Here is a 25,537-nt window from a genome sequence, read left to right on the forward strand (position 1 = left end):
AGAAGCAAACGAACAAAGAAATGGGAGGGTAAAAGGAATGAAAAAACTGTTTTTATTTTTATCCATCTTTTGTTTAGCTGTAACGAGTGCAGGATGCAGTGGCGGGGGAAAGGGCGCAGATAGTTCCGGCAAGGATGTCATTACCGTCTGGACCTTTCCACATTATCGGGAAAATGCCGAAACAGGTCAAAAAAGCTACGAACAGCATTTACAGGAATTAATCGCCGAGGTGGAAGCGGAGAATCCGGACATTAAAGTGAAATATGAAATTCTTTCCTGGGATGAAGGGGATAAGAAGTTTGACATCGCGTTAAATTCCGGTAATCCACCCGACATTTTTTTCTCCGTCATGGAGCCTAAATTTATTAAGACGGGGTTGGCTGTCCCGCTTGACGACTACTTGGATAAATCAGATTTGGACGACTTGGAGCCATTTGCAATTAACAATTTTTCGATAGACGGCAAGCTCTGGGCCATTTCACAATGGATCTCCATTCATACTTGGGGCGGCAACCGTACAATGATGGAGGAAGCCGGCGCCGACATTGCGAAAATCCAAAGCGAAGGCTGGACCTGGCAGGAGTTCTATGATATAGCCAAAAAAATCTCCAAAGAAGAAAACGGTAAAAAAATATACGGCTTCGCCACCCAAGGCAAGAATGAAGAAACATTCACTCACTTAATGAGAAATAACGGAGTTATCAAGTCGGTGACGGAGGAAGGAAAGTTCATGTGGGACGGCGACAAGGCGGTGGAAACCTTAGATTTCTTGAAGAAAATGATGGATGAAGGAGTTATGCCCAAAGAGACGGCAGGAATAGATGCGGCAAAGGTTGAGGACATGTTCAAAGCCCAGGAGGTCGGAATTTACGGAAGAACGGGTCCGTACCAGGTCCGTTTTAACGACAATCGTAATAAAGAGATTGATGCCGGAAAAATAGAAGGGGAAAAAATCGACTTCGTCCTGCTGCCCTTCCCTCATAACGAAGGGGAAAAAGAAGTAGCTACCGGAGGTGGGGGCGGGATGTGGCTGTTTAAACAAAAGAACTATAAAGGGGACAAGCATACGGAAAATGCCGCTAAAGTGCTCAAGCATATAACAGGGACCAAATCCAGCGTAACGGCTGCGACCTTGTTCATCCCGCCAAGTCGTAAATCGGGGCAAGAAATGTTTGCCGATCTGCTGCAATTGAACACGGACAACGGCAAATTCATTCAGCGGACGCTTGGGTATGTCGTACCTGGGGCGAAGCTGGAGCCCGATTTGGCGCAAAAATCGACGCAAATTCTAAACGACGGAATCCGCCCCAAATTCCAAGGATTTTTAGCCGGCGAATTATCTTCAGAGGAAACCGTTCAGCAATGGACTAAAGTAGCGGAGGGCATTTTGAAATAATGTCCGAAATAACGTTCCGGCGAAGCGCTTCCCGTCTCGCATGGCGGGAAGGCTTCCATCTATATGGTTAACTAATGCAGTGACGTCTCGTGAAAGGGCCATCGGACAAGCAAAGGAGTTGAACCTATGACCGTTGCGGCACAAGAAACTAACCCTAAATGGGAGAACATGAAGCAATTTATTAAGGACTACGGGTGGTGCTACATTTTCATTGCTCTTCCGTTTCTTTTGTTTCTTGTTTTTACCGTCTATCCTCTCGTTACAGCTTTTATTATGAGCTTTCAAGAATACGGGGTCATGCAATCGACCTTCATCGGCTTGGATAACTATAAATATTTGGTGAATAATGAAATTTTTTGGAAATCAATGGCCAATACGACTATTTATACACTTGGAACGGTACCGGTCAATATCCTCATTTCATTTTTTCTTTCTTTGATGATTTTCCCGCTCAACAAACGGTCGCAAACTTTTTTTAAAGCCTCTTTTTACTTACCGGCGGTGACTTCGGGGATTACGATGTCATTGATCTGGCTGTGGATGTTCGATCCTACAAAGTCCGGACTTATGAACATCATATTAAGCTGGTTCGGGATCGGGCAGCAAATGTGGCTTGCCAGCTCAAGTTCGGCCCTCTTCTCAATAATGCTGATGACATATATTGGAGGGCACGGCGGTGGAGTCATCCTTTACTTGGCGGCGATGGGAGGGATTCCAAGATCTCTGTATGAGGCAGCGGAAATCGACGCAGCCGGCTGGTGGTCCAAAATGAAGAATATCACGTGGCCGTTGTTAAAACCGACCACTCTTTATATGCTGATTACCGGCGTGATCGGTTCCTTCCAAGTGTTCGAAGCGACTTATGTGATGACTCAGGGGGGACCTAACTTCTCCACCACGACGATTGCCTATTTAATCTACCAGCATGCTTTTCAATACTATCAGTTCGGACTAGCAGCGGCAGAATCGTTCATACTGGGCATAGTGATCATTGTGATCTCCGTACTGCAGTTTAAATATATGTCCAGTGATGTTGAGTACTAGGGGGGACGGATATGGAGATCAAATCAGCTATAGATTCTCAGTATCAACTAAGGCTCGATGAGAAAAGGGACCAGAGAAGAAAGCTGCTGAGGATATTGGTACTGTCCGTCATATACGTGTTGCTGGCAATATGGGCTATCTTTACTTTTGTCCCTTTATTGTGGATGTTGAGCTCATCCTTTAAGGATTCGTCCGCCATAACGGCCGTACCGCCTCAGCTTATCCCCAAAAAGCCCACATTAGACGCGTACAAAAGGATTATTGAAGTAGGCGGCTTGGGACGTTGGTTTATTAACAGCGTTATCGTTGCGGGCATGAGTACGATTATCAATGTTTTCTTTGCCTCCTTGGCAGGCTACGCCTTTGCCAAATTACGCTTTCCAGGAAGAAACGGGGCTTTCTGGATCCTGTTATCGACTATGATGATTCCCGGGCAGGTTACCTTAATTCCTCTGTATATCCTGGTGGTCAACACGTTCGAGCTGGCTAACTCTTATGTAGGCTTGATCGTTCCTGGAATGATCAGCGTAGGCAGTATCTTTCTGATGAAGCAATTTATGAGCTCTTTGCCGGGTTCATTAATCGATGCGGGAAGAATAGACGCCTGTAGTGAATTCGGGATTTTCTGGAAAATTATTCTGCCCATTTCCAAGCCCGGCTTGGCCGTCCTCGGCATCTTTACTTTTGTCGGCCATTGGAACAATTTCTTCTGGCCTTTTCTGATTACTAACACGAACAGTATGCGGACGCTGCAGGTCGGGTTAACCAGCTTCAGATTTGAGTATTTGCAAGATTATGGGGCGATGATGGCTGGAGCCGTATTCAGCGCGGTGCCTATGATCATCGTGTTCCTGGCGCTGCAAAAATATTTCTTACGCGGAATCACTATCGGAGCGATCAAAGGATAGGGGGAGAGTCGAATGGCAGAAGTCAGATTTGTTGACATAGTCAAAGAGTTTGAGGACGAAAAGAAGGGGAAAGTTGTTGCCGTTAACAATGCCAATTTTACGATTAAAGATAGAGAGTTCTTAGTGTTTGTCGGCCCTTCCGGATGCGGTAAAACGACCTCCTTACGGATGGTAGCCGGACTGGAAAGACAAACCTCAGGAGATATTTATATAGGGAGCCGGCTGGTTAATAAAGTTCATCCCAAAGACCGGGATATCGCTATGGTGTTTCAGGACTATGCTCTTTATCCACACATGACGATCCGTGAAAATTTGGGCTTCGGACTTAAAAATCTAAAAACACCCAAAAAGGAAATTGAGAAGAAAATAACCGAAGCGGCCGCAATTTTGAGCATCGAAAATTTATTGGACCGAAAGCCGCGCGAGCTTAGCGGAGGACAAAAGCAGCGAATCGCAGTCGGTCGGGCGATCGTTCGGAATCCGAGTGTGTTTTTGTTTGATGAGCCTTTAAGCAATCTCGATGCTAAGCTGAGAGTGCAGATGAGAGTCGAATTATCCGAGCTGCACAAAAGGCTGGGGGCCACCGTTATCTATGTCACTCACGATCAAGTGGAAGCCATGACGCTGGGTGAGCGCATCGTAGTTATGAATGATGGCGAAATACAGCAGATAGCTGTTCCGGAGGAACTTTACGAGAAGCCTAACAATATGTTCGTCGCCGGCTTTATCGGCTCTCCTCCAATGAATTTTGTCAAAGCGAGACTTGACGGAAACCAATTGTATACCGCAGATTACACCTTTACCGTCCCCGAACACTCCTTGCCGACGTATGCGGAATACAATGGCAAAGAAGTTGTGTTTGGCATTCGCCCGGAAGATATCGTGACCGTCAATCTATTGAATATCGAGCCGGAGAAAAATGTTATTTGTCCTACATTAAAAGTGGTCGAGCATCTCGGTGCGGAACTGCTCCTTTATTTTAATATCGGTGGGGAGCAAGTAACAAGCAGAGTAAGTGCAGACGCCAAAGTTAAAGGATTATCGCCCGTCAAGCTGTACTGCAATCTGGAAAAAATGCAGCTGTTCGACCCGGCTACCCAGCAGCGAATAGGATGACCTTACAGGAATAATAGGGTGGCCAACGAATCGAGTCACCCAACCAGAACAAGAAAGGTCGCCCAGAAAGGGGTAACAACAGGAATAAGAAGGTCATCAAAGAGGAAGTACCTGTAACAAACGAGTGCATATCTAGATTTGGTAAAAAGAGAGGTGGGCAGCATATGCTTTCCATCAGCAAGCTGTTGATCAAAACAGGGCATAATATCTTTCTAAATATTTTTGCTGTTCTTGGAGTAAGTATAGGATGGTCGTTATTTATTTTCCCTGCTGTTTTTTTGCTTCCTCTTCCGGGGGCCATATTTGTTCTTGTGTTAACGCTGGTCCCCGCTACGACGGCGGTGTATGCTGTAATGAATCGGATCCTAAACGGGGAAAAAAGGAGGCGCTTCGAGTTTTTTCGCTCCTTCCTTTACTATTATAAAAGATCATTTCTGACAGGGATTGTTTTAATTCTGGCTGTTCTGATTCCTGTATCCGAATGGTGGTATTATTTGAACATGAACAATGGCTACACCATTTTCCTGTTTGCCGTATTTCAAACTTATTTATGTGCGACTTTTTTGGCTTCTCAAGTTTATGCAATTCCTTTGCTCGTAATGGAAGATTTGAAGGTTTTTCAAGCGATGAATAGATCGATCAAGCTTTTTTTAGCCCATCCGTGGTACAGCATTGGCTTATTTGTGCAGATTGTGTCGGTTACGGTTCTCCTAAGCCTGTCGATTGTCGGGTTTTTCTTACTTTATATCGGGATGCTATCCATTTTTGTTCTTCATGCAACGCAGAATCTTAAGCTGGATTCGAAAAAGAAACTTAAGGTTAAACCTAATCTGGTTGAGAATTCGGCATGATAGTTACCGAACGCCTAAACATCGTAAAAGTGCGAAGTTTAGGCTTTTTTAATGCTTCAATAGTTTCTTGTTTAGTGAGGAGGTTTTATCTAGTACATTCCTGTTCCCGGGTTATGTACTTTTCTCATCAGGGGATATGGTTTTACTTTCCCCTTCTTTTGGTCAGTATCCCCTATAGTCAGGAAAATGGAACCTCAGCATTCCAACTAGGAATAACGAAGGAAGCGACTGAAATATTGTAAGTGATTGATTGTGTATTATCGAGGGATTGATCAAGATGTTGGTCGAGGCACGAAGTGAGGCATTGAGTAGAGTATGAAGTGAGTTATTGTCAATATGATGGTTATCTTCCGACATGAAACAAGGATAGGGCATGACAAAAAAGCCATGATATGAGGTGTTCGTTGCAGATCATGTCATCTCAACGGGCCCAATGAAGATGCTTTATGCAGATATTCACAAGCAGAAAATCCCCACGCAGAAAATCCTCACGCAGAAATCTCATATAGCTGAAATCTCGTATAGCTGAGTTCTTCATATGGCTGAAATCTCATATAGCTGAAATCTCGTATAGCTGAGTTCTTCATATGGCTGAAATCTTCATATAGCAGAAATCTCGTATAGCTGAGTTCTTCATATGGCTGAAATCTTCATATAGCAGAAATCTTCATATAACAGGAATCCCCCGTATAGCAGAAATCTTCATGTAGCAAAAATCCCTCATATAGCAGAAGTCCTCATACAGATGTTGGTGAGATGATTGAAAATAGGGGTATTCTGCAATTGGAGATTCAGACGAAAACAAAACTCATCCAAGTATGATTGCAAATATTTGAACCCGATCCCGTTAAACGTTCGGTTGATCCAAGTTCTTGCCTTTTGGATATACTTCCTTAACGATCCGGTGCAAGCAATGCGAATATGTTTTGGCTGGACGATTGAATCACTGTCATCACTTTCATTAGTGCTGATGTGTCGGTCGATGAATTCGTTAATTCCACGTTGAAGAATACGGGGACCGTTAATATGGTGTGAAGAAATTGTTTTTATTTTCAATTGCCAAGGCTTATGATCGGCATTGAGGGAAGCAGCTACGAACACAGGACTCTGTTCCGGGAGCAAGTTAAGTGATGAGTTATAGAGGGAGCGATATCGGGCTGATCCCCCTTGGATGATTCCGGTAAGTGGCTGCTTATTATCGGCTTGGGTTAAGGCATGACGAATTTTGTGGAGCATCGACCAAGCGGTTTTATAAGTGACACTGATTAATGAACTCAACTGAATCGCGTTCGTTCCCCGATCGACACGTGAAACAAGAAAGAAGGCAAAGAGCCACTTGTACAATGCGGTGCGGCTTCCTTCCATCACTGTTCCAGAAATAAGAGAGGTTTGATGTCGGCATTTGCGGCATTCATAGAGTGGAATATTGCGGGAACGGATGTCATAGGAAAGATTGTGTTTGCAACGTGGGCAAGAAAAGCCATCAGGCCATTTAGCTTTATATAGAAATTGTTCACAAGCTTTTTTCGTTTTAAAATGACGTCTGAAGGATTCTTCATCCATATTGGCATCAAATATATACATGGCACCCACCCGATATAGGAACATTTGTTTGTCTTTATTATAGCGAACATTAGTTCTTATTTCAAGTTATTTTGGTCTGAAATTAATAAAAGAGAACAAAAATTTGTTCTGATTGACTTTCCTGATTAAAAGGGATAGTGGTCAAAAGAACAGGGGAGGGGAGAGGTGAGCTTGTTTGAGGGGATGGTATCGGATAGAATGAAAAAAACTTTTGCGAATCTTTGGCGCTGAGGGCCAGTACAAAAAATAACTGCCTACGAACAAGAGGCTCTCGTAGGCAGTATGGGTTAATGATAAGGTGATCCGTACTAGGAACTTGTCAAGACATCCGTAGCTTTTTCTCCAGGCGGGCTTCGCTGACCCAGCCAACATAAGATTCTATCGGTTCGTACTTGATATTCATACGAAGAACAGCCACGAACGGATATTGCTTGCGATGACGATATCGCACGTCCGCCCATCGAACTTCGTACCCCCATTCGTAATGCCTTACTTCCGCGCACGCGAAGCTGGAGAAGTAAAGAAATGAGGCGACACTAGGATGCGACTTGGAAGCTTCCACAGCCGGATGCTCATCGCATACTACTCGGTCTAACCAGCGGAATTCGTCATTTTTCAGCTCCCCCAAAGAGTAAGATCCGTCCCGTTTTCTCTTTACTACGTTCCAGACCGACAGATTAACGGTTGGAATGAGGAAGTAGCGGTCTCCTTGTTCGTAGTATGAGTCGCGGTGGGGAAGTCCTTTTTCCAGTCGATAATGGGTGATTGTTCTCCATATATAGTACAGGGCCAAGAAAAGATAAAGGACCGGGAAAATCCATTGGGGCTCTAACGCCCGGGTAACCCACAGGAAAATAGCTACCAGATGGGTAATGAATATAAACGGATCAAAGATATGGATGATGTTCCATGAAATCCATTTTTCAGTAAAGGGTCGGAACGCCTGAGTTCCGTAAGTGTTAAACAAGTCGGTAAATACATGAAAGCATACGGCTCCAAAGACCCAAAGACCAACATGAAGAAGCGGCAGCCCGCTAAATGCAAGAGCGAGTCCACCTGTAATCAGTAATGTCCACAGCAGAAGGGCAGGAAGGGAATGGGAGGCGCCACGGTGATTTTTAATATAGACTGCATTGCCCTTCAGTCGAAGCAGGCCGTCAAAGTCGGGGGCCTGAGAACCTAATACGGTACCGATTAACACTGCGGTGGCCACCGTTGAGTCCGCAGCTACTACGGGATCCACGTGCGCCAGACCGGCTAAACCTAATCCGATAACAAGATGCGTGCCAGTATCCAAAAGAGGCTCCCTCCTGAAAAAGTTGTATTGTCTTTCCTGATATACTTAAAGCAGTTTATTCTTATTGTATCACTTTCGGAAGGAAAATAAATCAAAGGAAGGGATAAGAATGAGTCTAGTTTTTGTAGAATATAAAATTGATGAACTTTACCGGGAAGATTACCTGAAAACTATCCAAGACTTGCCAGGGGTAGACCAAGTGGAATTGTATGAAGGATCTGATCAGCCCGGCCTATTTGTAGAAATTTGGAAGGGTCTTGGAGATGAAGATTATTTGCAAATGAAAGCAATAAGGACTTCCACCGTGGCTTGTGAACAGAAGTCACCTCATTCATTGGAGAAATTCCCCTCTAATATGTCGGAAGGGAAGTTAGCCTTTAGGCCCTGGCAAAGCATAAATGAATATGTTGCGGGGGGAGCCGGAAGGGTTCATATATGGAAATTCGTTAAGGTTTAGGGGAATGAATTCACCCAACAAACATAGCAGGTCCAATTTAGCCTAGGTGATGTGATCGAATAGTCCATATTTTCAAGCATATAAATCCATGGCATCTTCCCCTAGAAAGGTGTAATCTTACTGGACAGAAGTAAAGTGAGAGTGGGGGGACGGATGGAGAGAAAATCAATATTTCGCGAATATATTGTCAAAAATCGATGGTTTTATGTTCTAGGCTTTATCCTTGTAGCCGTTTCCAGCTACATTCAGCTGTTTATTCCCAAGCTGTTGGGCCAATTTACCGACCGGCTGGAACAAAATTTGCTCTTGCGTGAAGAAATTGTTTATTTTGTTGTCGGATTGACCTTGACTGGGCTCGGGGTCGCTTTTTTTCGCTCTATCGGACGGATTTATTTGTTTCGAATGGGACGCCAGCTGGAAATGAAGGTTCGCAATGACCTGTTCTCCCATTGGGGCCGTCTATCGGCGCAGTATTTTAATAATCAAAGGGTCGGCGATCTAATGTCACACGCCATTAATGATGTCAACGTCATTCGGGAAGTAACGATGATGGGCGTGTTCAACATTATGGAAGCGCTTGTGCTTATTACTATTACGACGATTGCTATGATGTCGTCTGTGGATGTATGGCTAACTCTGGTTACGATGCTTCCTCTTCCTTTTCTTAGCTTTTTGGCCTATCGATTCAACAAGCGGATTCAGAAGCAGTCTGCTGATGTACAGAAGGCGGTAGGGACGTTAACGAGCCGGGTTCAGGAATTTACATCCGGTATTCGTATCGTTAAAGCATTTGTCCAGGAAAAAGCTGAACGGAAGCTATTTACTAAGGATAACCAGCACGCAGTCCAAATGAATCGAAGGTTTGTCCGTTCCAATTCCTTGTTCAGTTCCTTAAGCGCGGCTATCGTTGGAGTCAGCTTCCTCGTATCGGTCATTTTTGGAGGGATGCTTGTCATGAGGAGATCGATTACTATTGGAGAGTTTGTCGCCTTCAACAGTTATTTGGCCCTTCTGATGGGCCCGATCGAAAACCTCGGGCGGGTGTTCAACCAGCTTCAGCGAGGAAAAGCGTCTGAGGAGCGGCTGTTAAATATTTTAAACACGAAGCCGGATGTGGCGGACGATGAAATGGCTAATGAAGAGATTGACCATCTGAACGGTAGATTGGAAATCCGCAATCTGACGTTTGCTTATCCGGGATCGGCGGAGCCGTCGCTAAGAAACTTAAGTCTGACGGTCCCACAAGGAACCAGCCTCGCCATAGTCGGCCGAGTAGGCAGCGGTAAAAGCACTCTGGTTCATCTACTGGTAAGACTGTTTAATCCGCCTAAAGGTACGATTTATATCGACGGCCATGAAATTCACGAAATTCCCCTTAAGGTGCTAAGGGGGCAAATCGGAATCGTTCCGCAGGACCAATTTCTGTTCTCTTCTACTATTAAGGAAAACATCAGCTTTGATCCGAATCCGTATTCCGATGATGAGGTCGAGGATGCGGCCAAGATCGCTCAAGTATATGACAATATTAATGAATTTCCCAACCGGTTTGAGACGGCATTGGGCGAAAGAGGGGTTTCCTTGTCAGGAGGGCAGAGACAGCGCGTCAGCATAGCCCGGGCCATCATTAAGAAGCCTTCCGTCCTCATTTTTGACGACAGTCTGTCGGCCGTCGATACGATAACCGAGGATCTGATTCTGGAGGGACTGAATTCGGTAATGGACAACCGGACGACGATTATTATTGGCCACCGTATTTCCTCCGTACAGAATGCCGATCAGATTGTCGTGCTGGATCGAGGGGCTATCGCTGAGCGGGGAACCCATGATCAATTAGTAAGACTTAACGGTATTTATGCGGATATGTACCATAAGCAGCTGCTGGATGAAGAAGCGGAAGCAGTCGATGATTTCTTCTCTGTGCGCAAACCGCCCTTCCGCCAAAACGGCAAGATAGGGGGAGCGACCCAAGCATGAGCATACATCAGGAAAAGGAAATCGTAAGGGTCAAAGATTCCCAGATGCTTCGCAGGCTTCTTGCCTATGCGTTGCCGTATTGGAAGATGATTTTACTAGGCATTATTCTTGCGTTCTTAATCGTTGTGGCCGATCTGGCCCGCCCTTATCTTCTTAAGCTGACGATTGACGATCACATCAACGGAATCAACCATCCGATGATTAGCGTGACAGCGGAACACACGGATGAAATTCAAAGCTACGGGGAATTAATCCATGTGGATGGCGATGTTTATGTAAGGCTTTCCGATAAGCACAGGGAGGCAGAGCTTCCAGAAGGGGTACGTAAAAATCAAATTGTAACCGTCCAGGGGGAAGCCTTGCTTCTGGAGGGCTGGCTAAGTGGTCAAGGAAGAAAGGCTGAATTAACCGAGCGGGCCGGAGTCCCTTATGTTGTCTCTGAAGAGGGGGAACTTCAAGCCAAGCGACTGAGCGCAGAAGAGATGAAGCAGTTCCGGCAGAATGATTATAAAGGCTTTATTATGATTGGGCTCTTGTTTCTGGGGGCAGTAGCTCTTGGCTCCCTTCTTACGTATGTCCAAGGGAACCTGCTGCAATATACCGGGCAGTCGATCATTTTTAACATTCGCCAGCAGCTGTTTAAGCATCTGAGCCGCATGTCCATGTCCTTCTTCGATCGGAACCCGTCCGGAAGAATCGTCGTAAGGGTAACACAGGATACAGAAGCATTGAACCAACTGTATTCCCAAGTGGTCGTCAATTTGGTCAAGGATGTTATCGTGGTAGTCGGAATTATCGTCATCATGCTGCAAATGAGCGTGGAGCTTTCTTTACTCGCTTTTGCGGTGCTTCCGTTTTTGGCTGTATTGACCTTCTGGTACCGGATGGTTATCCGCAAAGGGCAGCGCAAGGCCAGATTGATTTTGTCCCGCTTGAATTCTTTTCTGGCAGAAAATTTATCAGGCATGCGGATTACTCAACTGTTCATTAGAGAGCGTCGTCAATGGGAGCAATTTGACCGGCACAATCAGGATTATTACCGGGCGGGGATGTTCAATTCAACCGTCAACTCCATCTTCCAGCCGGCCATCGGTTTTATTGGCAATCTAGCCATTGCACTGTTAGTCTGGTATGGGGGAATCAAGGTCATTGACGGCCATATTACGTTCGGTATCGTCTACGCATTCACCCACTATATCCGACAATTTTTCCAGCCGCTCATGAGCTTGGCGGAGAAATATAACCAGATCCAGACCGCTATGGTTGGAGCGGAGCGGATTTTTGAAATGTTGGACGAGAAGCCTGCGATCGTCGATTCTCCCCAAGCCAAGCCGCTTGCCAAGCAGGTCAGGGGCGAAATCGAGTTCGACCATGTCTGGTTCGCTTACAACGAGGAAGAATGGGTGCTGAAGGACGTCAGCTTCAAAATCGAGCCGGGCCAGACGATTGCTTTCGTCGGAGCTACGGGAGCGGGCAAAAGCTCCATCATTCAACTGATTAACCGATTCTATGATATTCAAAAAGGATCGATCAAGCTCGATGGGGTGGACATCCGCGACATTCCGCTGGATGATTTGCGCCAAATGATAAGTATTGTCCAGCAAGACGTGTTTTTGTTTACAGGCGACATCGCTTCTAACATCCGATTGAATAATACGGACATTACCGACGAGCAGGTGCGTGAGGCCGCTCGAATGGTTCATCTCGATTCTTTCATTCGTACGCTGCCCCAAAGCTATTCGACACTGCTCGGGGAAAGGGGAATTACTCTGTCTCTCGGACAGAGGCAGCTGCTTTCTTTTGCGCGGGCCATTGCTTTCCGGCCCCAGATTCTTATATTGGATGAAGCGACCTCCAATATTGACACGGAGACGGAGATTGTTGTGCAGGATGCGCTTCACACTATTTCTAAAGGTCGCACGACGGTCATTGTAGCCCACCGGCTATCGACTATTCAGCATGCGGATCAAATTATCGTAATGCATAAAGGCAAAGTGCGGGAAACCGGGAACCACTATCAATTGTTGGCGCAAAAAGGGTATTACTACCGTCTGTTCGAGCTGCAGTATAAAGAGCAGCACAAAGTCCGGCCCGCCCGATAAGGCGGCCGGACCTCGGCATACGGTCAGCTTGATCTATCGGGTAGACCCCGGCTTACGGTTACCTATCAGCCAAAATGATGTACTCCTACCGTCCCGTAGGTTGCGAGGCGTAAGGATAGGTATAATTGAGAGGCTCGTCGAATGTAATATAATTCAAGAAAATCATCAATAGGATATAGCGTCTTCCGGTCTGGGGATCGCTAAGGATAATATGATCCCGGCCGGCAGCTTCCAGACGTCCGCGAAATACTTTGGCGTTCCATTCTCTGTTGCCTTCGAAAGTCATGTATACCGTCGCTATTTTGCCAAGGTTGAGCCTTAGTATGTTTTCGATGTAAGATTCTTCTCTCCCCGGGGTCGGAATGGGTGTACCCGTTGCCGTAAGCGTCATCCCGGATGGGATGGAGGGCGGGATCGACTGAGCGGCCCCCACATTGCCGGCAGGGTACATAGCTGTAGGGGAAGTTTTGGCTCCGGCGGTCGGGTAAGCGTAAGACTGGAAATTGCGAAATGAATTACAAGTCATTCTGATTCTTTCCTCCTTCAATAGGATTTAACTAATAAACTTGAGGGCAGTCCTGAGCGGTAGGGATAAAGAAACAATGGGCCTTGAAGCGACCCGAATTCACTTGATTATACCAAGTGCCAGGACAGTCTCCGGTTGGCCGGAAAAACCATAATGCATTGGATGCGGGATGAAATCGCTCCCCTTTGATCACTCTATTGGCTAACCGGATGTCCTGCTGGCGGGCAGGCTGGTAGAAATACCCTTTTATTGTCGCTTCGAAGCCGCCGGGTCTTTGAAAGACCATTTGTTCAAGGTTGCGAATATTTTTAAAGTCAAGACAATCGGCAAGCACCCGATTTACGCCGACATTACCTACCATAAGCATCCCGAGCTCACCTTCTCCTTCTGCCTCCGCTCTCATTAGACGGGCTAACAGCCTGGTATGCTGGGAATTAGTTTGAAGGACGGGCAAACCATTCACTTCCTTCCATAGGGACTATGCTGAAATAGGCGGGAGCCTTTAATCATAGTCTATAGAGCAGCGGGGCTTTTGGTGAGTCGTCCCTCAAAAAAACAGTTTGCGACAATATTTTGAATTGTGAGCGCTATTCGTTGTAATTAGAACGGCACATTGTTATTATTAAGAGTGATGTTGAAAAGTAGGAGGGGTAGAAGCTGCTGTGAACAATCCGGTAAGTTATACCAATACAGTAGAATCGACGGAAAATACAGATAAAGTCGAAGTTCGTCCCGCCACGTGGAAGGACTTCTTGAATGTTGCTAAGCCCGGCATTCTGTTTTCTAACTCGATTACAACGTTCGGCGGATTCTGGCTGGCCTCTCAAGGCAATATCCAATGGACTACGATGATTTTCGTTTTACTGGGAACAGTGCTGACCATGGCGTCCGGCTGTGTCCTTAACAATTATTTGGATCGCGATCTGGATATCAAAATGGCACGAACGAAGAAAAGAGCGCTGCCATCCGGAGTACTGCAGCCTACCACGGTACTGGTCTACGGTATTATTCTCGGTGTATTAGGTTTAAGCGTGCTTGCGCTGCTGATTAATCCGTTATCTGCTCTGCTCGGACTGCTTGGTTTGTTCGGTTATGTGTGGATCTATACGGCCTGGCTTAAGCGCACCTCGGTTTGGAATACGACCGTTGGGGCGATATTCGGGGCAGTTCCGCCGGTTATCGGTTATGTGGCCGTCGCAGAGACGTTGGATATTAACGCGCTTATTCTGTTCGGCATTCTGTTCTTTTGGCAGCCTCCTCATTTCTGGGCTCTCGGCATTCGCCGCGTGGAAGACTATCGTGAAGCCGGATATCAGATGCTGCCGGTAGTAAAAGGCACCTATCAAACAAAGCTCAGCATAATGAGATACGTCGTTCCGCTTGTGCCAACCTCAATGCTGTTGTACTTTACGAACAGTGTTGGAGTCATTTATTTCGTTGCCTCGGCGGTTCTCGGATTGATATGGGTGTTCATGTGTATGCAAGGGTTTAAGGCGAAGGATGAAACGCTGTGGGCTAAAAAAGTGTTTGTCTTCTCCATCAATTATTTGACCTTGCTTTTCATTATTATGATCATCGATACCGTTGTTGCCAAATAAGATTCAATCCCATGTCTATCATGGGATTCCTTTTTTTAGCGAGGTCCTGGAAGTGTGCGGGGGGGGGGGCTTGTGCACCTGACGTCTTTTAATTCGTCATACTTCCGGATTTTGGAGGATTTATGGGGGGAGAATAGCAGTGAGCACATTTCTGTCTAAGCATTGGTTTAAGCTTGTTACGGTAGTATTGCTGGCGATTATTATTGCTCTAATAGTCAATCAACTAAATAAACCGGAGATTACGAAATTTACCGTTAATCAGGAAGCAACCGATTTTACTCTTGAAAATATCGATGGACGCCAGGTGTCTCTTCAAGAGACGGACGGCAAAGTTCGGATCGTCTATTTCTTCTTTTCTTTCTGTCCGGACGTTTGTCCTCCGACCACCTTCAAGCTGTCCCAGGTTCAGGAAATATTGCAGAAGAAGAACGCTTTTGGAACAAAGGCAGCGTTCTATTCGGTGTCGTTCGATTCCGAACGGGATACGAGAGAAAGACTTAACGAATTTGCCAGCTATTATAATCCGGACCCGGAATCGTGGTTCTTCCTGCGCGGGGATGATGAGGAAGCGATGAAGGATTTGGCTTACCAATATAAAATCGGCGTTCAGAAGGATAAGAATGGAAACTTCATGCATTCGAATGTTTTTGTCCTCGTAGACAAGCAGGGGAACATCCGCCACTTCTATTTGGTTGACGACGATTTGACTCCGGAAAGGATCGCCAACGACATACTCGCTCTGAGTAATGAATAGTTGAGCGGGCACACTCATGGAATATTTTATTTATATATTACTGAATAACATCATTCCCCTGTCGATTTTGATAGGAATAGGCGCTCTTCTGCATTTCTTTTTTAAGTTAGATATTAAAACCTTGTCTAAATTGAATTTTTATTTATTTTCACCAGCGGTCATTTTTAAAATGCTGTACGAGTCCGAAATTTCGCTTGCGATATTGCTTCAGGTGCTGCTTTTTTTTGCTGTCTTCATTATTCTATTATTTTTACTCGTCGAGCTGGTTATAAGAATTCGGCAGTATAAAGGAAATATGAAAACCGCTATGCGGAACAGCGTTATTTTTTACAACAGCGCCAACTATGCGATTCCGTTGAATCAGCTCGTTTTTATAGGCGACGCTTTTACGCTGTCCATCCAGATTATCATCATGATGATGCAAAGTCTGCTGCCTAATACGTATGGAATTTACAGTGTTAACGCAAACAAAAGCGACCGGAGGGACATTATTCGTAAAATTATGTCGCTCCCCGTCATTTATGTTATTCCTCTCGGTTTTCTGATGAGAGGGTTCGAGATTCCAATTCCTGACGCGATTTATCAGCCGATCAATTATGTGTCCAATGCTTTTATTGCCACCGCGCTAATAACGTTGGGGGTACAGCTCGGCAGTATGAAATGGCAGCTCAAGCTGTCGGATGTCGTCTTATCCAATACGCTGCGTTTACTGGTCGCTCCAGCCCTTGGCTTCGGCGTTGTCTGGCTTCTCGGCATTAAAGGGATGATGGCCCAAGCGCTTGTTCTCTCCTGTGCCGTGCCGACCTCGCTTAGCAGCGTTCTGCTGGCGGTGGAATTTGATAACGAGCCGGAGTTTTCTTCCCAGGCCGTGTTCTCTTCTACCGTGTTTAGTATTTTTACCGTCACTCTAGTTATTTACTTGCTTCAATTCATTCCGTAATCGAAGGCAGCGCCGGCGAGGGGTAAATGATATATTCCTCCAGGCCTGCCTTTTCCAATTGTTGTATTAAATATTCCTCCGGTGTCCCCTCTACACCCGCATAGCCTCTTCTGGTGTACATTTGCTCCGCATCGGGAAAAGTGTCGCTAAGCAGCGCCCGTATTTTTTTGCCGGACGGATCGTTATCGGTAAAAATAAAGACAGGGATATCGCCGATCTTCTTCTTTAAACGGGCGAGAGATTCCGTTCCCGGGGTTCCATAGGAGCATAAAATTCCGACATTCTCGTCAAGAAGCCGTCTTAGACGGCTGCGATCGTTCTTTCCTTCGACAATGATAGCTAACAGCATATTTACCTCCTGGCGAGTCCTTTATGATAGACATTGCGATCTCGAGTGATGCCGATCTCTCCATTGATTCTCTCTAACCTTTAATGATAAGCCTTTTCTCTATCGTAGCAATTTTCTTAAAGTTTTGCATTCTGAATGATCTGGCGAATAAATCCAATAACCCTTACAATAAAAAGAGTTAAAAAGGAGGAGCTGAAGATGAGCATTCGCGTAACGATCTGGAACGAATTCGTCCATGAGAGGAAGCACGCAGACGTGGCGGCAATTTATCCACAGGGCATAACAGCGGAGTGACGTATCGCCGAGGACCGTGACGTAAGGAACAGGTGCCTCCTGCATTAATAAAAAAAAGCGACTTGAACGTTCAAGTCGCAAATCTTTGGGAGGAGTATGGATTATGAAAAAATCCATCAAATAAAAGCGCAGGAAACAATGACCAATAAGATGAACAGAACGAGAATTGTACCTATTGAAGTCCAGAATCCGAATTCTGGAGAAACAACGCCGCCCACTTGCTGCACCCCTTTCCGCCTCTAAAGTCACCGACAATAATAGAGGTTGTTCAAAAAGTCCCCTTTTGATCACGAAGGATGCCAAGAAGCGGTTTCGACATCGAACCTTGCACTCACCTTCGAAAAGCTTAGGCTTACGAAGTTATGTTTCCTCCGGAAACATTTTAGGTGCTCATGTAGGTTTGCCTACACTCCGCTCCTCCTTCTTCAGCTTCGCACAATCTTCTCGGTGCTGAAAAGTTGACTTTTTGAACTCTCATTAACAGTTTATGTAGGGAAATAGCCCGCGTCTGTGCAAGTACCCAGACGGACAGAAAATAGGTAAATATCCCGGGTATCCGGTAACGGGATGGAACCATTACGTCCCGCCGACCGAAAGTATAGAGTAAGCCAGGCCTCTATGTACTGATCGCCGGACGAATTCGGCCTAAGGGCAATAAAGTGATCCCCAGCATTAGCGCCAGGAAGGCAATGAAATAAGGAGAAATCTGAAGACGAAGCTGTCCAGCGAGAATCGGGCCTAAAAAAGCTCCAATGGAAAACGCGATGGAAAGCAGCGAGAACGCTCGGCCATATCGGCTGCTGCTCGTAATATTCGCGAGCAAGGTGGAGATGGAAGGAAGGATGATCCCTTTCGCCATTCCAATCAGAAATAAGGACGCATAGAGGGGAAGGGACCAATTAACCGACAGGCCAAAAAAAATCAAAGCTAATCCAAAGCAGCCCAATATCGTCCGATTATAAGCGGAATAGCGGTTAAGAAATAAAAGGCTGAGGGTGCATAAGGCCCCCAGGCTGACCATCGAAAAAAGTACACCGGAGTTTAGAATCGAATCTTGAACAGATTGAAGCAGGGGCAGTTCAAAAAATAAAATGCCTTGCGCGAAGGACATGCCTAACGGAATCAAGAAGAATAGCCAAGGGATCGGTTGAGAAGTTGGCTCCGCTCTAACCGCAGACAATTCAGCTTTATTGTATTCTCGGGTCACTACAGGCTCCTTAAGGCTAAAGATCGCCAGTAATCCCGTCGCCATCAATCCCCAGCCCAGTATAGAGAATGAGGTCGCAAACCCGAGCTTGGCAACGAGAACCGCGCCGGCTGCGGGAGAGACGACGGAGGCCAAAGTATGGACGAGACCGTTGCCCGACATCAATTTGCCTTGATGGATTTGATCCCGGGCAATTTTGGCCAGCATCGCCAGACAGGCTGGAGACAGGAAGGCCAGCACGAAGCCGCTGATGGAACGGATGAACAGCAATTCCCACGGATCGGTTACGCGCGCTTGAAAAATAAGCAGCAGACCGGCGGCAATCAGGCTGATGACGAGAAATTTTTTGCTGCCGTACCGATCGACTCCATACCCAGCCAGAAGGTTGCCGGGCAGATGTGTAATGGAGTAGACTCCCAGAATAAGACCGATAAACGATGGAGTTGCCCCTAGGGATAAAGCGAACGGGGACAAAATAGGATACTGGGCGTGAAGATCAAAAAAGGCGACAAAAATAAATAAATACAGCCATACGGCCGTTTTCATGGAAAGCCACCCCCTGGATTTCATAATGGCACGTCTCCCTTTAGATTTACGCTGCTTGTCATAAACATATGCCCAAATGGAGGGGAGTTATATGGACGGATGGATGATCCTCTTGCTTGTTGCTATCGCCCTGATAGCTTTATGGCGATGGAAACGAACCTACTCCAGTGCTCGTATTAATAGGGAAGAAGAGATTCGCAAGAAGCTGGAGGAGCTGAGGAAGAAAAGAGATGAATAACGTTAACCGAATATAGTAAGATAGAACAGATAAATGAACCAATAGGGAAGGGGGAACGGGATGGAGCAGTGGATGTTGTTTCTACAGGAGCGCTGGTTTATTATTCTGATTGCTGTCGTCGTGTTATATCTGGTCATTAAATTGGTTAAAACGGTCATTAAATGGTTGGTGGTCCTTTTGATTATCGCCGCTGTTATTTATTATGGAATGAACTATAAAGATCAGATTAGCGAGCTTGCCGGGACGATTGGCAGCAATATCAGCGAGACCGTCAAGGAACAAGCGATGAAGGCAATGGCGGCGGAAGCCAAGGAAGCCAAGTACAAGCTGAATTCAGACGGCTCGTATACAGTGACGACCAAGAACATTCAGGTCGACGTCGCGAAAGGCTCCGACGAAGCCCGGATTACATTCCTGGGCCAGAGCTTTAATATTAAGATAAATGAAGTTCTTCAATCGTTTATCGATCAGGCCAAAAGCCAATAGGGGCTAGCTGAGCGCCGCACAAGCATTCGGAATCCGATAATACATTACGATCGGTTACCGATACAGTCCATCCGGGCAGCCATTGCCGACTATTAAACAAACGGAGGAGCCGACATGATTTCCATTATCGACCATCTATCATCTATTAATCTTTTGTCGGCTCTTATTGTGTCCGTCCTTGTTTTTTCAGTGATTCAGGGGGCCAAGAGGGGGGCTAGCGGTTCGGTCCGCCAGCTAACTCTATTTGTGATGGAAGGACTTATGACTATTGCCAGCGTGGTTGTTTCCTGGAAGCTGATGGAATGGCTGTCCCCGGTTTTAAGAGATTGGCTTATATCCAAGCAGATAATGATTCCTAACGAGAAGCTGGGAGTAGTTCGTCAGTTCTACTATACGATCGTGACCGGGGTCCGGGACTTTTCATTAATGCGCTCCGGGCTTATCTTTTTGCTTGTGTACATCGTGTGTAAACATGTTTTGATGTGGGCCTTGCATCAGTTTCCGTGGACCCATCCTTCCTCTGCTCCCCGAACTCCAAAGGGCTTCCGATCGTGGATGAGCAGTTTGGTAGGGGGAGGAATTGGCATTCTGACCGGGGCGGGCAGAGCGCTGATGATCATAGCGGTTCTGTTTGTCGCTACGATGATGTTTCCCAAGGCTCCGATGACCGAATACATTCAGCAGTCCAGTATTTATCAGAAGGGTGCGAGTGAAATTATCCATCCGGTGACGGGAAGCTTTTTGCAGGAACAGCTCCCGGTATTCACCAGAGCCGTCGAAGCTGAATTTAACAGCATTTTGCAGCGGAAATATGAGGTGCTTGATGCCAATGTGCCTGACAACGTTATAGCTGCAGCCCAGGAAGTGACGGCTGGAGCGGAAACGGACGAGGAGAAGGCGCGGGCTTTGTACGAATGGGTGGGCACCCGGGTTCGCTATGATCATGAGAAAGTGAGGCTGTACGAGGAAGAACGGATCTGGAAGGAGCAAACGCCGGAGGATACTTTTGCCAGCCGGGAAGGTGTTTGTATCGATTATTCCCGATTGTACGCGGTTATGGCCCGTTCGGTCGGGTTGGAGGTTAAGGTCGTAACCGGTCTCGGATATGACGGAAGAGGAAGCTACGGACCTCATGCGTGGAATGAAGTTTACTTGGCCGAGCAAGGGGAATGGGTACCGCTTGATCCGACGTGGGTGTCCAGTGGGGGCGATTGGTTCAATCCGCCGAATTTTTATGAAACCCATGTGAAAGATGCCTAAGCTTCTGGTGAAGCGTCATGAAGAAGAAAGGTGGAGCCGGAAGAAAGTGTTACCCGGTCATCCACCTTTGCAAGAAGAATTAGGAGTTTGGGGATAGCGCCCCGGCATACCGCTAAGGCAGCACTACGAAATTGGTAGGAAGAAGTCTTTCCCGTCCGTCGGAAGGGCTGTTCAGCAGCTTGCCATTGTAATAAAACGCACTGGAGCCGCCCCCATCCAGCGTATAGGCATCGCGGACCTTGAACTCAATCAGCTTGTCCTGGGCTTCTTCCAACGTTACCCCTTCGCTGTAGCCTTTTTGTCTCCCGTCAATTACGATGAATAGCAGGTCGCCGTTAGAGAAATGTCCGATCAGGGTACGCGGCTCTTTTTTGTTCCTCCAGGCGCTGGGTATCTTCAGCTTCTCCCCGTCCTTCAACAGGGAAGGGACAAATGTTGCTCCCTGCATCACGTTCAGTTCCTTAATCTGTTCTTCGGTCGTAATTTCACCGCCTACGAGCTTGCCGTTGTTGTCAAACCCGATAAAGCTCAGATCGGTGCGGTAAAATGTCTTGATTTCACCGTCGACCACCGTAATGCCAATCGGATAGAGCAGCCCGTTCTCTCTGGCGAAGCCGCCGCCGTTAATGGCCAATACGGCTCCTGTACGACGACCGGCCTGACTTGTAGTCTCGCCTTTGTCGCCGACCTTGTCATTGGACAGCACCAGCTTGACCGCACTCGGATCATGCAGCTTGACTTTGGCCATATAGCCTCTATATCCGGCTTCCTTCAACGAGAACACTTTGACCGTCGATCTTTCGCCGAAGGATTGTCCGATCGGCTCGCCAAGCATATTGGTCAGTATCTGGTCTAAAGCATCTTGGGTTTCCTTCGTATGCTGCTGGCTGGTGGCAACCAACTGGTCTACAGCCTGCCTCTGTGCTTCATCGATTGAGGTTTGGGCTGACACGGATTCAACCAGCTCGGCAAGCGCTTGGCGGCTCTCGCTTAAGTGATCCGCCGCTTGCGAGGCTGTTGCCCCCATAGCCTCGTAACTCTGCTCGATGGCCGTCATGTCGTGCAGCATACTCTCCACTGTCTGCTTGGTAGGTTCCAGCGATTGGGCCGCGTGCATGGTATGATCATGCAGCGGATTAGAGAACAAAAAAGCGAAAAAGAAGGCCGCCAGCATAGAAACAAACAACCCCAGCGCCACATGAATTCTAGTACGCACGGGTAGCTTCCTCCAGCTTGGTAATGGAGCCGCGAAGATTTTCCAGCTCCTTGCTTAAGTCGCTGATTCGTTCGTTGAGAGCCTGTCTCGTCTGATCGGAGGAAGTTAACGTGTTTCCGGCAAGCGAGAGCTCTTCCTTCACCGCCTCCAGATCGCTCTGCACATGATCAAACTGGCTCTGGAGCCCGGCCAGGCTTTCTTTATGTTCACCCAACTGGGTATGAAACTCCATAACGGAACGGTTCAAGTCTTCGGTACTGGTCTGAATCTGAATCATTTGCTGCTGCAGCCCGTTTATGTAATGCTTGGCCAAGAAAAAACTGCCGACCAACAGCAGCGCCCACACAAGCATGGGAGCGGACCAAACCAGCCATTTGCGCAACGGTCTTCTGGCTTCCTTGTTAGCCGGGACAGGGGTGCTTGTTGCGATAGAGGAATCGGTAGAAACATACGATAAATCTTTCATGGTGAAATATAAATCCTTTCTGTAAAAATATTATTTTGGTGCCGGAAAACTAGCAACCTATTAATACTTACGTCGAAAAATAGCAAATGTTGCTGTAAAAAACAAAAAAACTGCGGAGCCTCTCTCTGCAGACTGAACCAGTTTATCCGGTCATTCCCTTTCTGCTGCAATGGGCAAGGGTTATGGACCGAACACGGGCAAGGCTTCTTTTTGTGCCATCAAATATGTTAAACTGGTACGTAAGCGTAACAATAGCGAGGAGCGGTTTAAAAAAGCCTGGTGAGACAGAGGAACATGCGGAAAATTTGGAACGGGAATGGTTAGCGGACGGTTCAAGCGGTGGACCGGGGCGTAAACCGGATGGGAAATCGGGCGCGAAGTCGCGTAATGTCTCAATGAATCACCGCACTTTTTGGAAAGGATGGGCAAGAATGGATATTACTCCGGAAGTGGAAGAGACACAAAAAAGGGAGATTAAGAAGCGGAGAGGCTTTTCCATCCGCATTAACGTGTTCTTTTTTTGCATATTCCTATTGTTCTCCGTCCTCATTATCCGGCTGGCGTTCTTGCAGTTTGTCGAGGGGGAGGAACTGTCGGCGTTGGAGAAAAAGAATCTGAAGCGGGACATTATTATTTCGCCTATTCGCGGAAACATATATGATCGGGATGAGTCGCCGATCGCTTCGACAACGTCTACCCAATCCGTTTCCTACCGGATTGAGCCCGGACAGACGACAGAGGAAAAAATAGAGCTTGCCAAACGGCTGGAGGATATTTTCCTCCGTTATGGAGATTCGACCAAATCGCCTCCTATGACGGCTGAGGAAATTATAGATAGGATGGACGTCGGCTTTGACCTTGACGGGGAAAAGACGAGGGATCCGGCGTACACCTATTGGCCCCGGAGGATCAAGTCCGGATTGACGCGGGAAGAGATCGCTTATATATCGGAGCATCGGGATGAATTAAAAGGGCTGGAGGTTGCGGAGGAAAGCACTCGCGTATACGATCCGCGACAGATTGCTGTGCAACTGGTCGGCTACCTGCGCCCGTATTCCACAGCGATGAATCAGAAGTCCAAATCGTTGGACCGTTACAAAGAGGAGGATAACGACTACTTGAAGGACGAGTACGTCGGCTTTGACGGTTTGGAATTGATGTATCAGGACGTGCTGCGCGGTCAGAACGGGACGCGGACCTATCCGGTCAACAGCCGGGACCAGATTGTCGGACATGTGGAAATTACCCCGCCCGTAAAAGGGAGCAATCTGTTCCTGACGATTCATAACGAGGTGCAGCTGGCGACTCAGCAAGCGATAACCGATCAGTTGGAAATGCTGCAGAAGCATCCCCCGAACGCGACCTACGCCAAAGGGAGAAATGCCAAGGCCGGATATGCCGTCGCGATGGAAGTAGATTCGGGAAAGGTCGTGGCGATGGCCAGTATGCCCGATTATGATCCCAACATCTGGACCGGGGGGATTTCAACGGAGGCTTGGAACGCCATTCAGAACAGGTACACCAACGGAACGATTCGAGAACGATACGCGGACGTCCCTGCGGATAAGATTGGGAAGCATTCCTCTTCTCTAGTTCCCCCGGGTTCGGTTCTTAAGCCGCTGACGGTTCTGGTTGGTTTAAGCGAGAAGCTGATTACGCCCCACGAAAGATACAATGATACCGGATTGTTCACCTATGGAAAAAACAACAATGCGCGAGTGCGGAACTCGGGAAACTCAAGGAATGGTTTGATCTCTCCCGCCAGAGCTCTCGAGGTATCCTCTAACACTTTTATGGCGGAAAGAGTTGGAAATCAATTATACATGAAAGTAAAGGATCCACTGGATGTCTGGCATTCCTACATGACCCAGTTCGGTCTCGGTGTCTCTACCGAAAGCGGTTTGCCTGGAGAATACAGCGGGGATTATTACTATTACGAAACGGCTAAAAGACTGCAGGCGCAATTTCCGCTAATCAATGCGTCCTTCGGACAGGAGGCCCGCTACACGACGCTCCAGTTGGCTCAGTATGCGATGATGCTGGCCAATAAAGGGAAACGGTATAAGCCATTGTTTGTGGATCGGATAACGACTTACGATTTTGAACTGGTGGAAAAAGTGGAGCCGGAACTGCTGGATGAGGTGACGTTTCCGGAGGAATATTGGAAGGTGCTGAAGGATGGGATGAAGAGTAAAGTCGATGGATTTGATGGCGTCTCTTACACCTTTGTCCGAAAAACGGGGACCTCGGAATGGGAAATTGCCGGTCAGCACGTCGATAATGCCGTGTTCATTGGTTATGCTCCGGCGGACAATCCGAAATTGGCGGTTGCCGTAGTCGTCCCGGAAGGGGGATTCGGAGCTTATGGTGCGGCACCGATCGCGAGAAAAATATTTGACGCCTATGATCAATACATCGGTCTGGACGGGAAGCCGAAGGGGCAGCCTTTGACAGAGCCATAAATAGGCGGCGGTCCCTGTTACCCTATGCACATTCGGAGGTGTCTGTGCATAGGGTAAAGAAAAGACCGTCGTTTTTTATAGTCTAAAATTTGCCCCCAACCAACTTATTTTTCCAGGAACAACACGGTGCTAACGCAGCGGTATGAGGAATGGACGGATGGCGTTCCTGTTGAAAATCGGAAAGACTGCTAACACGAGAATATAGACTGGAGGAGATCAACATGGGCGGAGGAAGACTCAATTCTTCATTGCAGAGGTTCATCATCAGCATTACTTATATATTACTGACCACGGCGGGGATAGTCTGGTCGAAGCCGTTATGCGCAGCCGGGACATCGCTGTTTAGCCTGCCGCTATAGAATCCTGATTGCAAGTTTGCAGGTCGCTTGCTTTTTCGAGGGAGGCCCTGAACTTTTGTAGCGCGTTCATTTCCGGAAGAGGAGAAGATATGGTATACTTAGTAATC

25 protein-coding genes are annotated in these 25,537 nt (G+C 47.0%); 16 read left to right on the plus strand and 9 right to left on the minus strand.

Annotated elements, in window-relative coordinates:
• Positions 1–37 precede the first annotated feature (37 nt).
• The 5 genes from KJS69_RS01825 (at position 38) to KJS69_RS01845 (ending at position 5,315) form a co-directional block, all read left to right on the plus strand.
• Entirely contained in the window at positions 38–1,396 is a 1,359-nt protein-coding gene (locus KJS69_RS01825; protein ID WP_213581304.1) for an ABC transporter substrate-binding protein, read from the plus strand.
• Positions 1,397–1,522: 126 nt separating this feature from the next.
• Positions 1,523–2,440: a carbohydrate ABC transporter permease gene (locus KJS69_RS01830; RefSeq protein WP_213581305.1), complete on the plus strand. Its 918-nt coding sequence runs from the start codon at positions 1,523–1,525 to the stop codon at positions 2,438–2,440.
• Between the two features lie 11 nt (positions 2,441–2,451).
• Entirely contained in the window at positions 2,452–3,348 is an 897-nt protein-coding gene (locus KJS69_RS01835; RefSeq protein WP_213581306.1) for a carbohydrate ABC transporter permease, read from the plus strand.
• A gap of 12 nt (positions 3,349–3,360) precedes the next feature.
• Entirely contained in the window at positions 3,361–4,464 is a 1,104-nt protein-coding gene (locus KJS69_RS01840; protein WP_213581307.1) for an ABC transporter ATP-binding protein, read from the plus strand.
• Between the two features lie 164 nt (positions 4,465–4,628).
• Entirely contained in the window at positions 4,629–5,315 is a 687-nt protein-coding gene (locus KJS69_RS01845; protein ID WP_213581308.1) for a DUF624 domain-containing protein, read from the plus strand.
• Between the two features lie 720 nt (positions 5,316–6,035).
• Here KJS69_RS01845 and KJS69_RS01850 read toward each other — a convergent pair.
• The gene (locus KJS69_RS01850; protein WP_213581309.1) at positions 6,036–6,899 is read right to left on the minus strand and encodes a transposase; all 864 of its coding nucleotides are present in this window, start codon (positions 6,897–6,899) and stop codon (positions 6,036–6,038) included.
• Between the two features lie 319 nt (positions 6,900–7,218).
• A complete protein-coding gene (locus tag KJS69_RS01855; protein ID WP_213581310.1) occupies positions 7,219–8,196 on the minus strand; it encodes a metal-dependent hydrolase in 978 nt (325 codons plus the stop codon).
• A gap of 109 nt (positions 8,197–8,305) precedes the next feature.
• Between KJS69_RS01855 and KJS69_RS01860 the strand changes: the two genes are divergently transcribed.
• The 3 genes from KJS69_RS01860 (at position 8,306) to KJS69_RS01870 (ending at position 12,729) form a co-directional block, all read left to right on the plus strand.
• Positions 8,306–8,653 (plus strand): hypothetical protein, encoded by a 348-nt coding sequence (locus tag KJS69_RS01860; protein WP_213581311.1) that lies wholly within the window; start codon positions 8,306–8,308, stop codon positions 8,651–8,653.
• Between the two features lie 153 nt (positions 8,654–8,806).
• Positions 8,807–10,627, plus strand: coding sequence for an ABC transporter ATP-binding protein (locus tag KJS69_RS01865; RefSeq protein ID WP_213581312.1), 1,821 nt, complete (start codon positions 8,807–8,809; stop codon positions 10,625–10,627).
• Positions 10,624–12,729, plus strand: a complete 2,106-nt coding sequence (locus tag KJS69_RS01870) for an ABC transporter ATP-binding protein (protein WP_213581313.1) — start codon at positions 10,624–10,626, stop codon at positions 12,727–12,729. Before KJS69_RS01865 ends, KJS69_RS01870 begins: the two co-directional genes overlap by 4 nt.
• 85 nt (positions 12,730–12,814) lie before the next feature.
• Here KJS69_RS01870 and gerQ read toward each other — a convergent pair whose 3' ends face one another.
• Both gerQ and KJS69_RS01880 read right to left on the minus strand, forming a co-directional pair.
• A complete protein-coding gene (gene gerQ, locus KJS69_RS01875) occupies positions 12,815–13,255 on the minus strand; it encodes a spore coat protein GerQ (protein WP_249730300.1) in 441 nt (146 codons plus the stop codon).
• Between the two features lie 31 nt (positions 13,256–13,286).
• Positions 13,287–13,658, minus strand: a complete 372-nt coding sequence (locus tag KJS69_RS01880) for a cell wall hydrolase (protein WP_213581804.1) — start codon at positions 13,656–13,658, stop codon at positions 13,287–13,289.
• Between the two features lie 259 nt (positions 13,659–13,917).
• Between KJS69_RS01880 and cyoE the strand changes: the two genes are divergently transcribed.
• The 3 genes from cyoE (at position 13,918) to KJS69_RS01895 (ending at position 16,547) form a co-directional block, all read left to right on the plus strand.
• A complete protein-coding gene (gene cyoE / locus KJS69_RS01885) occupies positions 13,918–14,853 on the plus strand; it encodes a heme o synthase (RefSeq protein ID WP_213581314.1) in 936 nt (311 codons plus the stop codon).
• Positions 14,854–14,992: 139 nt separating this feature from the next.
• Positions 14,993–15,607 (plus strand): SCO family protein, encoded by a 615-nt coding sequence (locus tag KJS69_RS01890; RefSeq protein ID WP_249730301.1) that lies wholly within the window; start codon positions 14,993–14,995, stop codon positions 15,605–15,607.
• Positions 15,608–15,623: 16 nt separating this feature from the next.
• Positions 15,624–16,547, plus strand: a complete 924-nt coding sequence (locus KJS69_RS01895; RefSeq protein WP_213581315.1) for an AEC family transporter — start codon at positions 15,624–15,626, stop codon at positions 16,545–16,547.
• Here the strand turns inward: KJS69_RS01895 and KJS69_RS01900 are convergent.
• From KJS69_RS01900 to KJS69_RS01905, 3 genes are all read right to left on the minus strand, one after another.
• Entirely contained in the window at positions 16,537–16,896 is a 360-nt protein-coding gene (locus tag KJS69_RS01900; protein ID WP_213581316.1) for a toprim domain-containing protein, read from the minus strand. The genes KJS69_RS01895 and KJS69_RS01900 overlap by 11 nt on opposite strands.
• A 410-nt stretch (positions 16,897–17,306) precedes the next feature.
• Positions 17,307–17,408 (minus strand): sporulation protein YjcZ, encoded by a 102-nt coding sequence (locus KJS69_RS29540; protein ID WP_249730352.1) that lies wholly within the window; start codon positions 17,406–17,408, stop codon positions 17,307–17,309.
• A 398-nt stretch (positions 17,409–17,806) separates the two neighbouring features.
• The gene (locus KJS69_RS01905; protein WP_213581317.1) at positions 17,807–18,943 is read right to left on the minus strand and encodes an MFS transporter; all 1,137 of its coding nucleotides are present in this window, start codon (positions 18,941–18,943) and stop codon (positions 17,807–17,809) included.
• A gap of 91 nt (positions 18,944–19,034) precedes the next feature.
• Here KJS69_RS01905 and KJS69_RS01910 point away from each other — a divergent pair, with 91 nt between their 5' ends.
• The 3 genes from KJS69_RS01910 (at position 19,035) to KJS69_RS01920 (ending at position 20,927) form a co-directional block, all read left to right on the plus strand.
• Positions 19,035–19,181 (plus strand): hypothetical protein, encoded by a 147-nt coding sequence (locus KJS69_RS01910; RefSeq protein WP_213581318.1) that lies wholly within the window; start codon positions 19,035–19,037, stop codon positions 19,179–19,181.
• Positions 19,182–19,241: 60 nt separating this feature from the next.
• Positions 19,242–19,667 (plus strand): hypothetical protein, encoded by a 426-nt coding sequence (locus KJS69_RS01915; RefSeq protein ID WP_213581319.1) that lies wholly within the window; start codon positions 19,242–19,244, stop codon positions 19,665–19,667.
• A 114-nt stretch (positions 19,668–19,781) separates the two neighbouring features.
• The gene (locus tag KJS69_RS01920; protein ID WP_213581320.1) at positions 19,782–20,927 is read left to right on the plus strand and encodes a transglutaminase domain-containing protein; all 1,146 of its coding nucleotides are present in this window, start codon (positions 19,782–19,784) and stop codon (positions 20,925–20,927) included.
• A 112-nt stretch (positions 20,928–21,039) separates the two neighbouring features.
• On the opposite strand, the gene KJS69_RS01925 is transcribed toward KJS69_RS01920, so the two are convergent.
• Together KJS69_RS01925 and KJS69_RS01930 are read right to left on the minus strand one after the other, a co-directional pair.
• Positions 21,040–22,143, minus strand: a complete 1,104-nt coding sequence (locus KJS69_RS01925; RefSeq protein ID WP_249730302.1) for a phosphodiester glycosidase family protein — start codon at positions 22,141–22,143, stop codon at positions 21,040–21,042.
• Complete coding sequence (locus KJS69_RS01930; protein WP_213581321.1) at positions 22,133–22,609, minus strand: coiled-coil domain-containing protein; 477 nt, start codon at positions 22,607–22,609, stop codon at positions 22,133–22,135. Before KJS69_RS01930 ends, KJS69_RS01925 begins: the two co-directional genes overlap by 11 nt.
• Positions 22,610–23,040: 431 nt before the next feature.
• Here KJS69_RS01930 and KJS69_RS01935 point away from each other — a divergent pair, with 431 nt between their 5' ends.
• Positions 23,041–25,071 carry a peptidoglycan D,D-transpeptidase FtsI family protein gene (locus KJS69_RS01935; protein WP_213581322.1) on the plus strand — a complete coding sequence of 677 codons (2,031 nt, stop codon included), beginning with the start codon at positions 23,041–23,043 and terminating at the stop codon, positions 25,069–25,071.
• A gap of 221 nt (positions 25,072–25,292) precedes the next feature.
• Complete coding sequence (locus tag KJS69_RS01940) at positions 25,293–25,430, plus strand: hypothetical protein (protein WP_213581323.1); 138 nt, start codon at positions 25,293–25,295, stop codon at positions 25,428–25,430.
• Positions 25,431–25,537 lie beyond the last annotated feature (107 nt).

The organism is Paenibacillus sp. J2TS4 (genome assembly GCF_018403245.1).
Classification (GTDB): domain Bacteria; phylum Bacillota; class Bacilli; order Paenibacillales; family NBRC-103111; genus Paenibacillus_L.

Coding starts and splice junctions, on each gene's coding strand:
- KJS69_RS01825 (WP_213581304.1), top strand. CDS start 38: ATGAAAAAACTGTTTTTATTTTTATCCATCTTTTGTTTAGCTGTAACG.
- KJS69_RS01830 (WP_213581305.1), top strand. CDS start 1,523: ATGACCGTTGCGGCACAAGAAACTAACCCTAAATGGGAGAACATGAAG.
- KJS69_RS01835 (WP_213581306.1), top strand. CDS start 2,452: ATGGAGATCAAATCAGCTATAGATTCTCAGTATCAACTAAGGCTCGAT.
- KJS69_RS01840 (WP_213581307.1), top strand. CDS start 3,361: ATGGCAGAAGTCAGATTTGTTGACATAGTCAAAGAGTTTGAGGACGAA.
- KJS69_RS01845 (WP_213581308.1), top strand. CDS start 4,629: ATGCTTTCCATCAGCAAGCTGTTGATCAAAACAGGGCATAATATCTTT.
- KJS69_RS01850 (WP_213581309.1), bottom strand. CDS start 6,899: ATGTATATATTTGATGCCAATATGGATGAAGAATCCTTCAGACGTCAT.
- KJS69_RS01860 (WP_213581311.1), top strand. CDS start 8,306: ATGAGTCTAGTTTTTGTAGAATATAAAATTGATGAACTTTACCGGGAA.
- KJS69_RS01865 (WP_213581312.1), top strand. CDS start 8,807: ATGGAGAGAAAATCAATATTTCGCGAATATATTGTCAAAAATCGATGG.
- KJS69_RS01870 (WP_213581313.1), top strand. CDS start 10,624: ATGAGCATACATCAGGAAAAGGAAATCGTAAGGGTCAAAGATTCCCAG.
- gerQ (WP_249730300.1), bottom strand. CDS start 13,255: ATGACTTGTAATTCATTTCGCAATTTCCAGTCTTACGCTTACCCGACC.
- KJS69_RS01880 (WP_213581804.1), bottom strand. CDS start 13,658: ATGAGAGCGGAGGCAGAAGGAGAAGGTGAGCTCGGGATGCTTATGGTA.
- KJS69_RS01895 (WP_213581315.1), top strand. CDS start 15,624: ATGGAATATTTTATTTATATATTACTGAATAACATCATTCCCCTGTCG.
- KJS69_RS01900 (WP_213581316.1), bottom strand. CDS start 16,896: ATGCTGTTAGCTATCATTGTCGAAGGAAAGAACGATCGCAGCCGTCTA.
- KJS69_RS01905 (WP_213581317.1), bottom strand. CDS start 18,943: ATGAAAACGGCCGTATGGCTGTATTTATTTATTTTTGTCGCCTTTTTT.
- KJS69_RS01910 (WP_213581318.1), top strand. CDS start 19,035: ATGGACGGATGGATGATCCTCTTGCTTGTTGCTATCGCCCTGATAGCT.
- KJS69_RS01915 (WP_213581319.1), top strand. CDS start 19,242: ATGGAGCAGTGGATGTTGTTTCTACAGGAGCGCTGGTTTATTATTCTG.
- KJS69_RS01920 (WP_213581320.1), top strand. CDS start 19,782: ATGATTTCCATTATCGACCATCTATCATCTATTAATCTTTTGTCGGCT.
- KJS69_RS01930 (WP_213581321.1), bottom strand. CDS start 22,609: ATGAAAGATTTATCGTATGTTTCTACCGATTCCTCTATCGCAACAAGC.
- KJS69_RS01935 (WP_213581322.1), top strand. CDS start 23,041: ATGGATATTACTCCGGAAGTGGAAGAGACACAAAAAAGGGAGATTAAG.
- KJS69_RS01940 (WP_213581323.1), top strand. CDS start 25,293: ATGGGCGGAGGAAGACTCAATTCTTCATTGCAGAGGTTCATCATCAGC.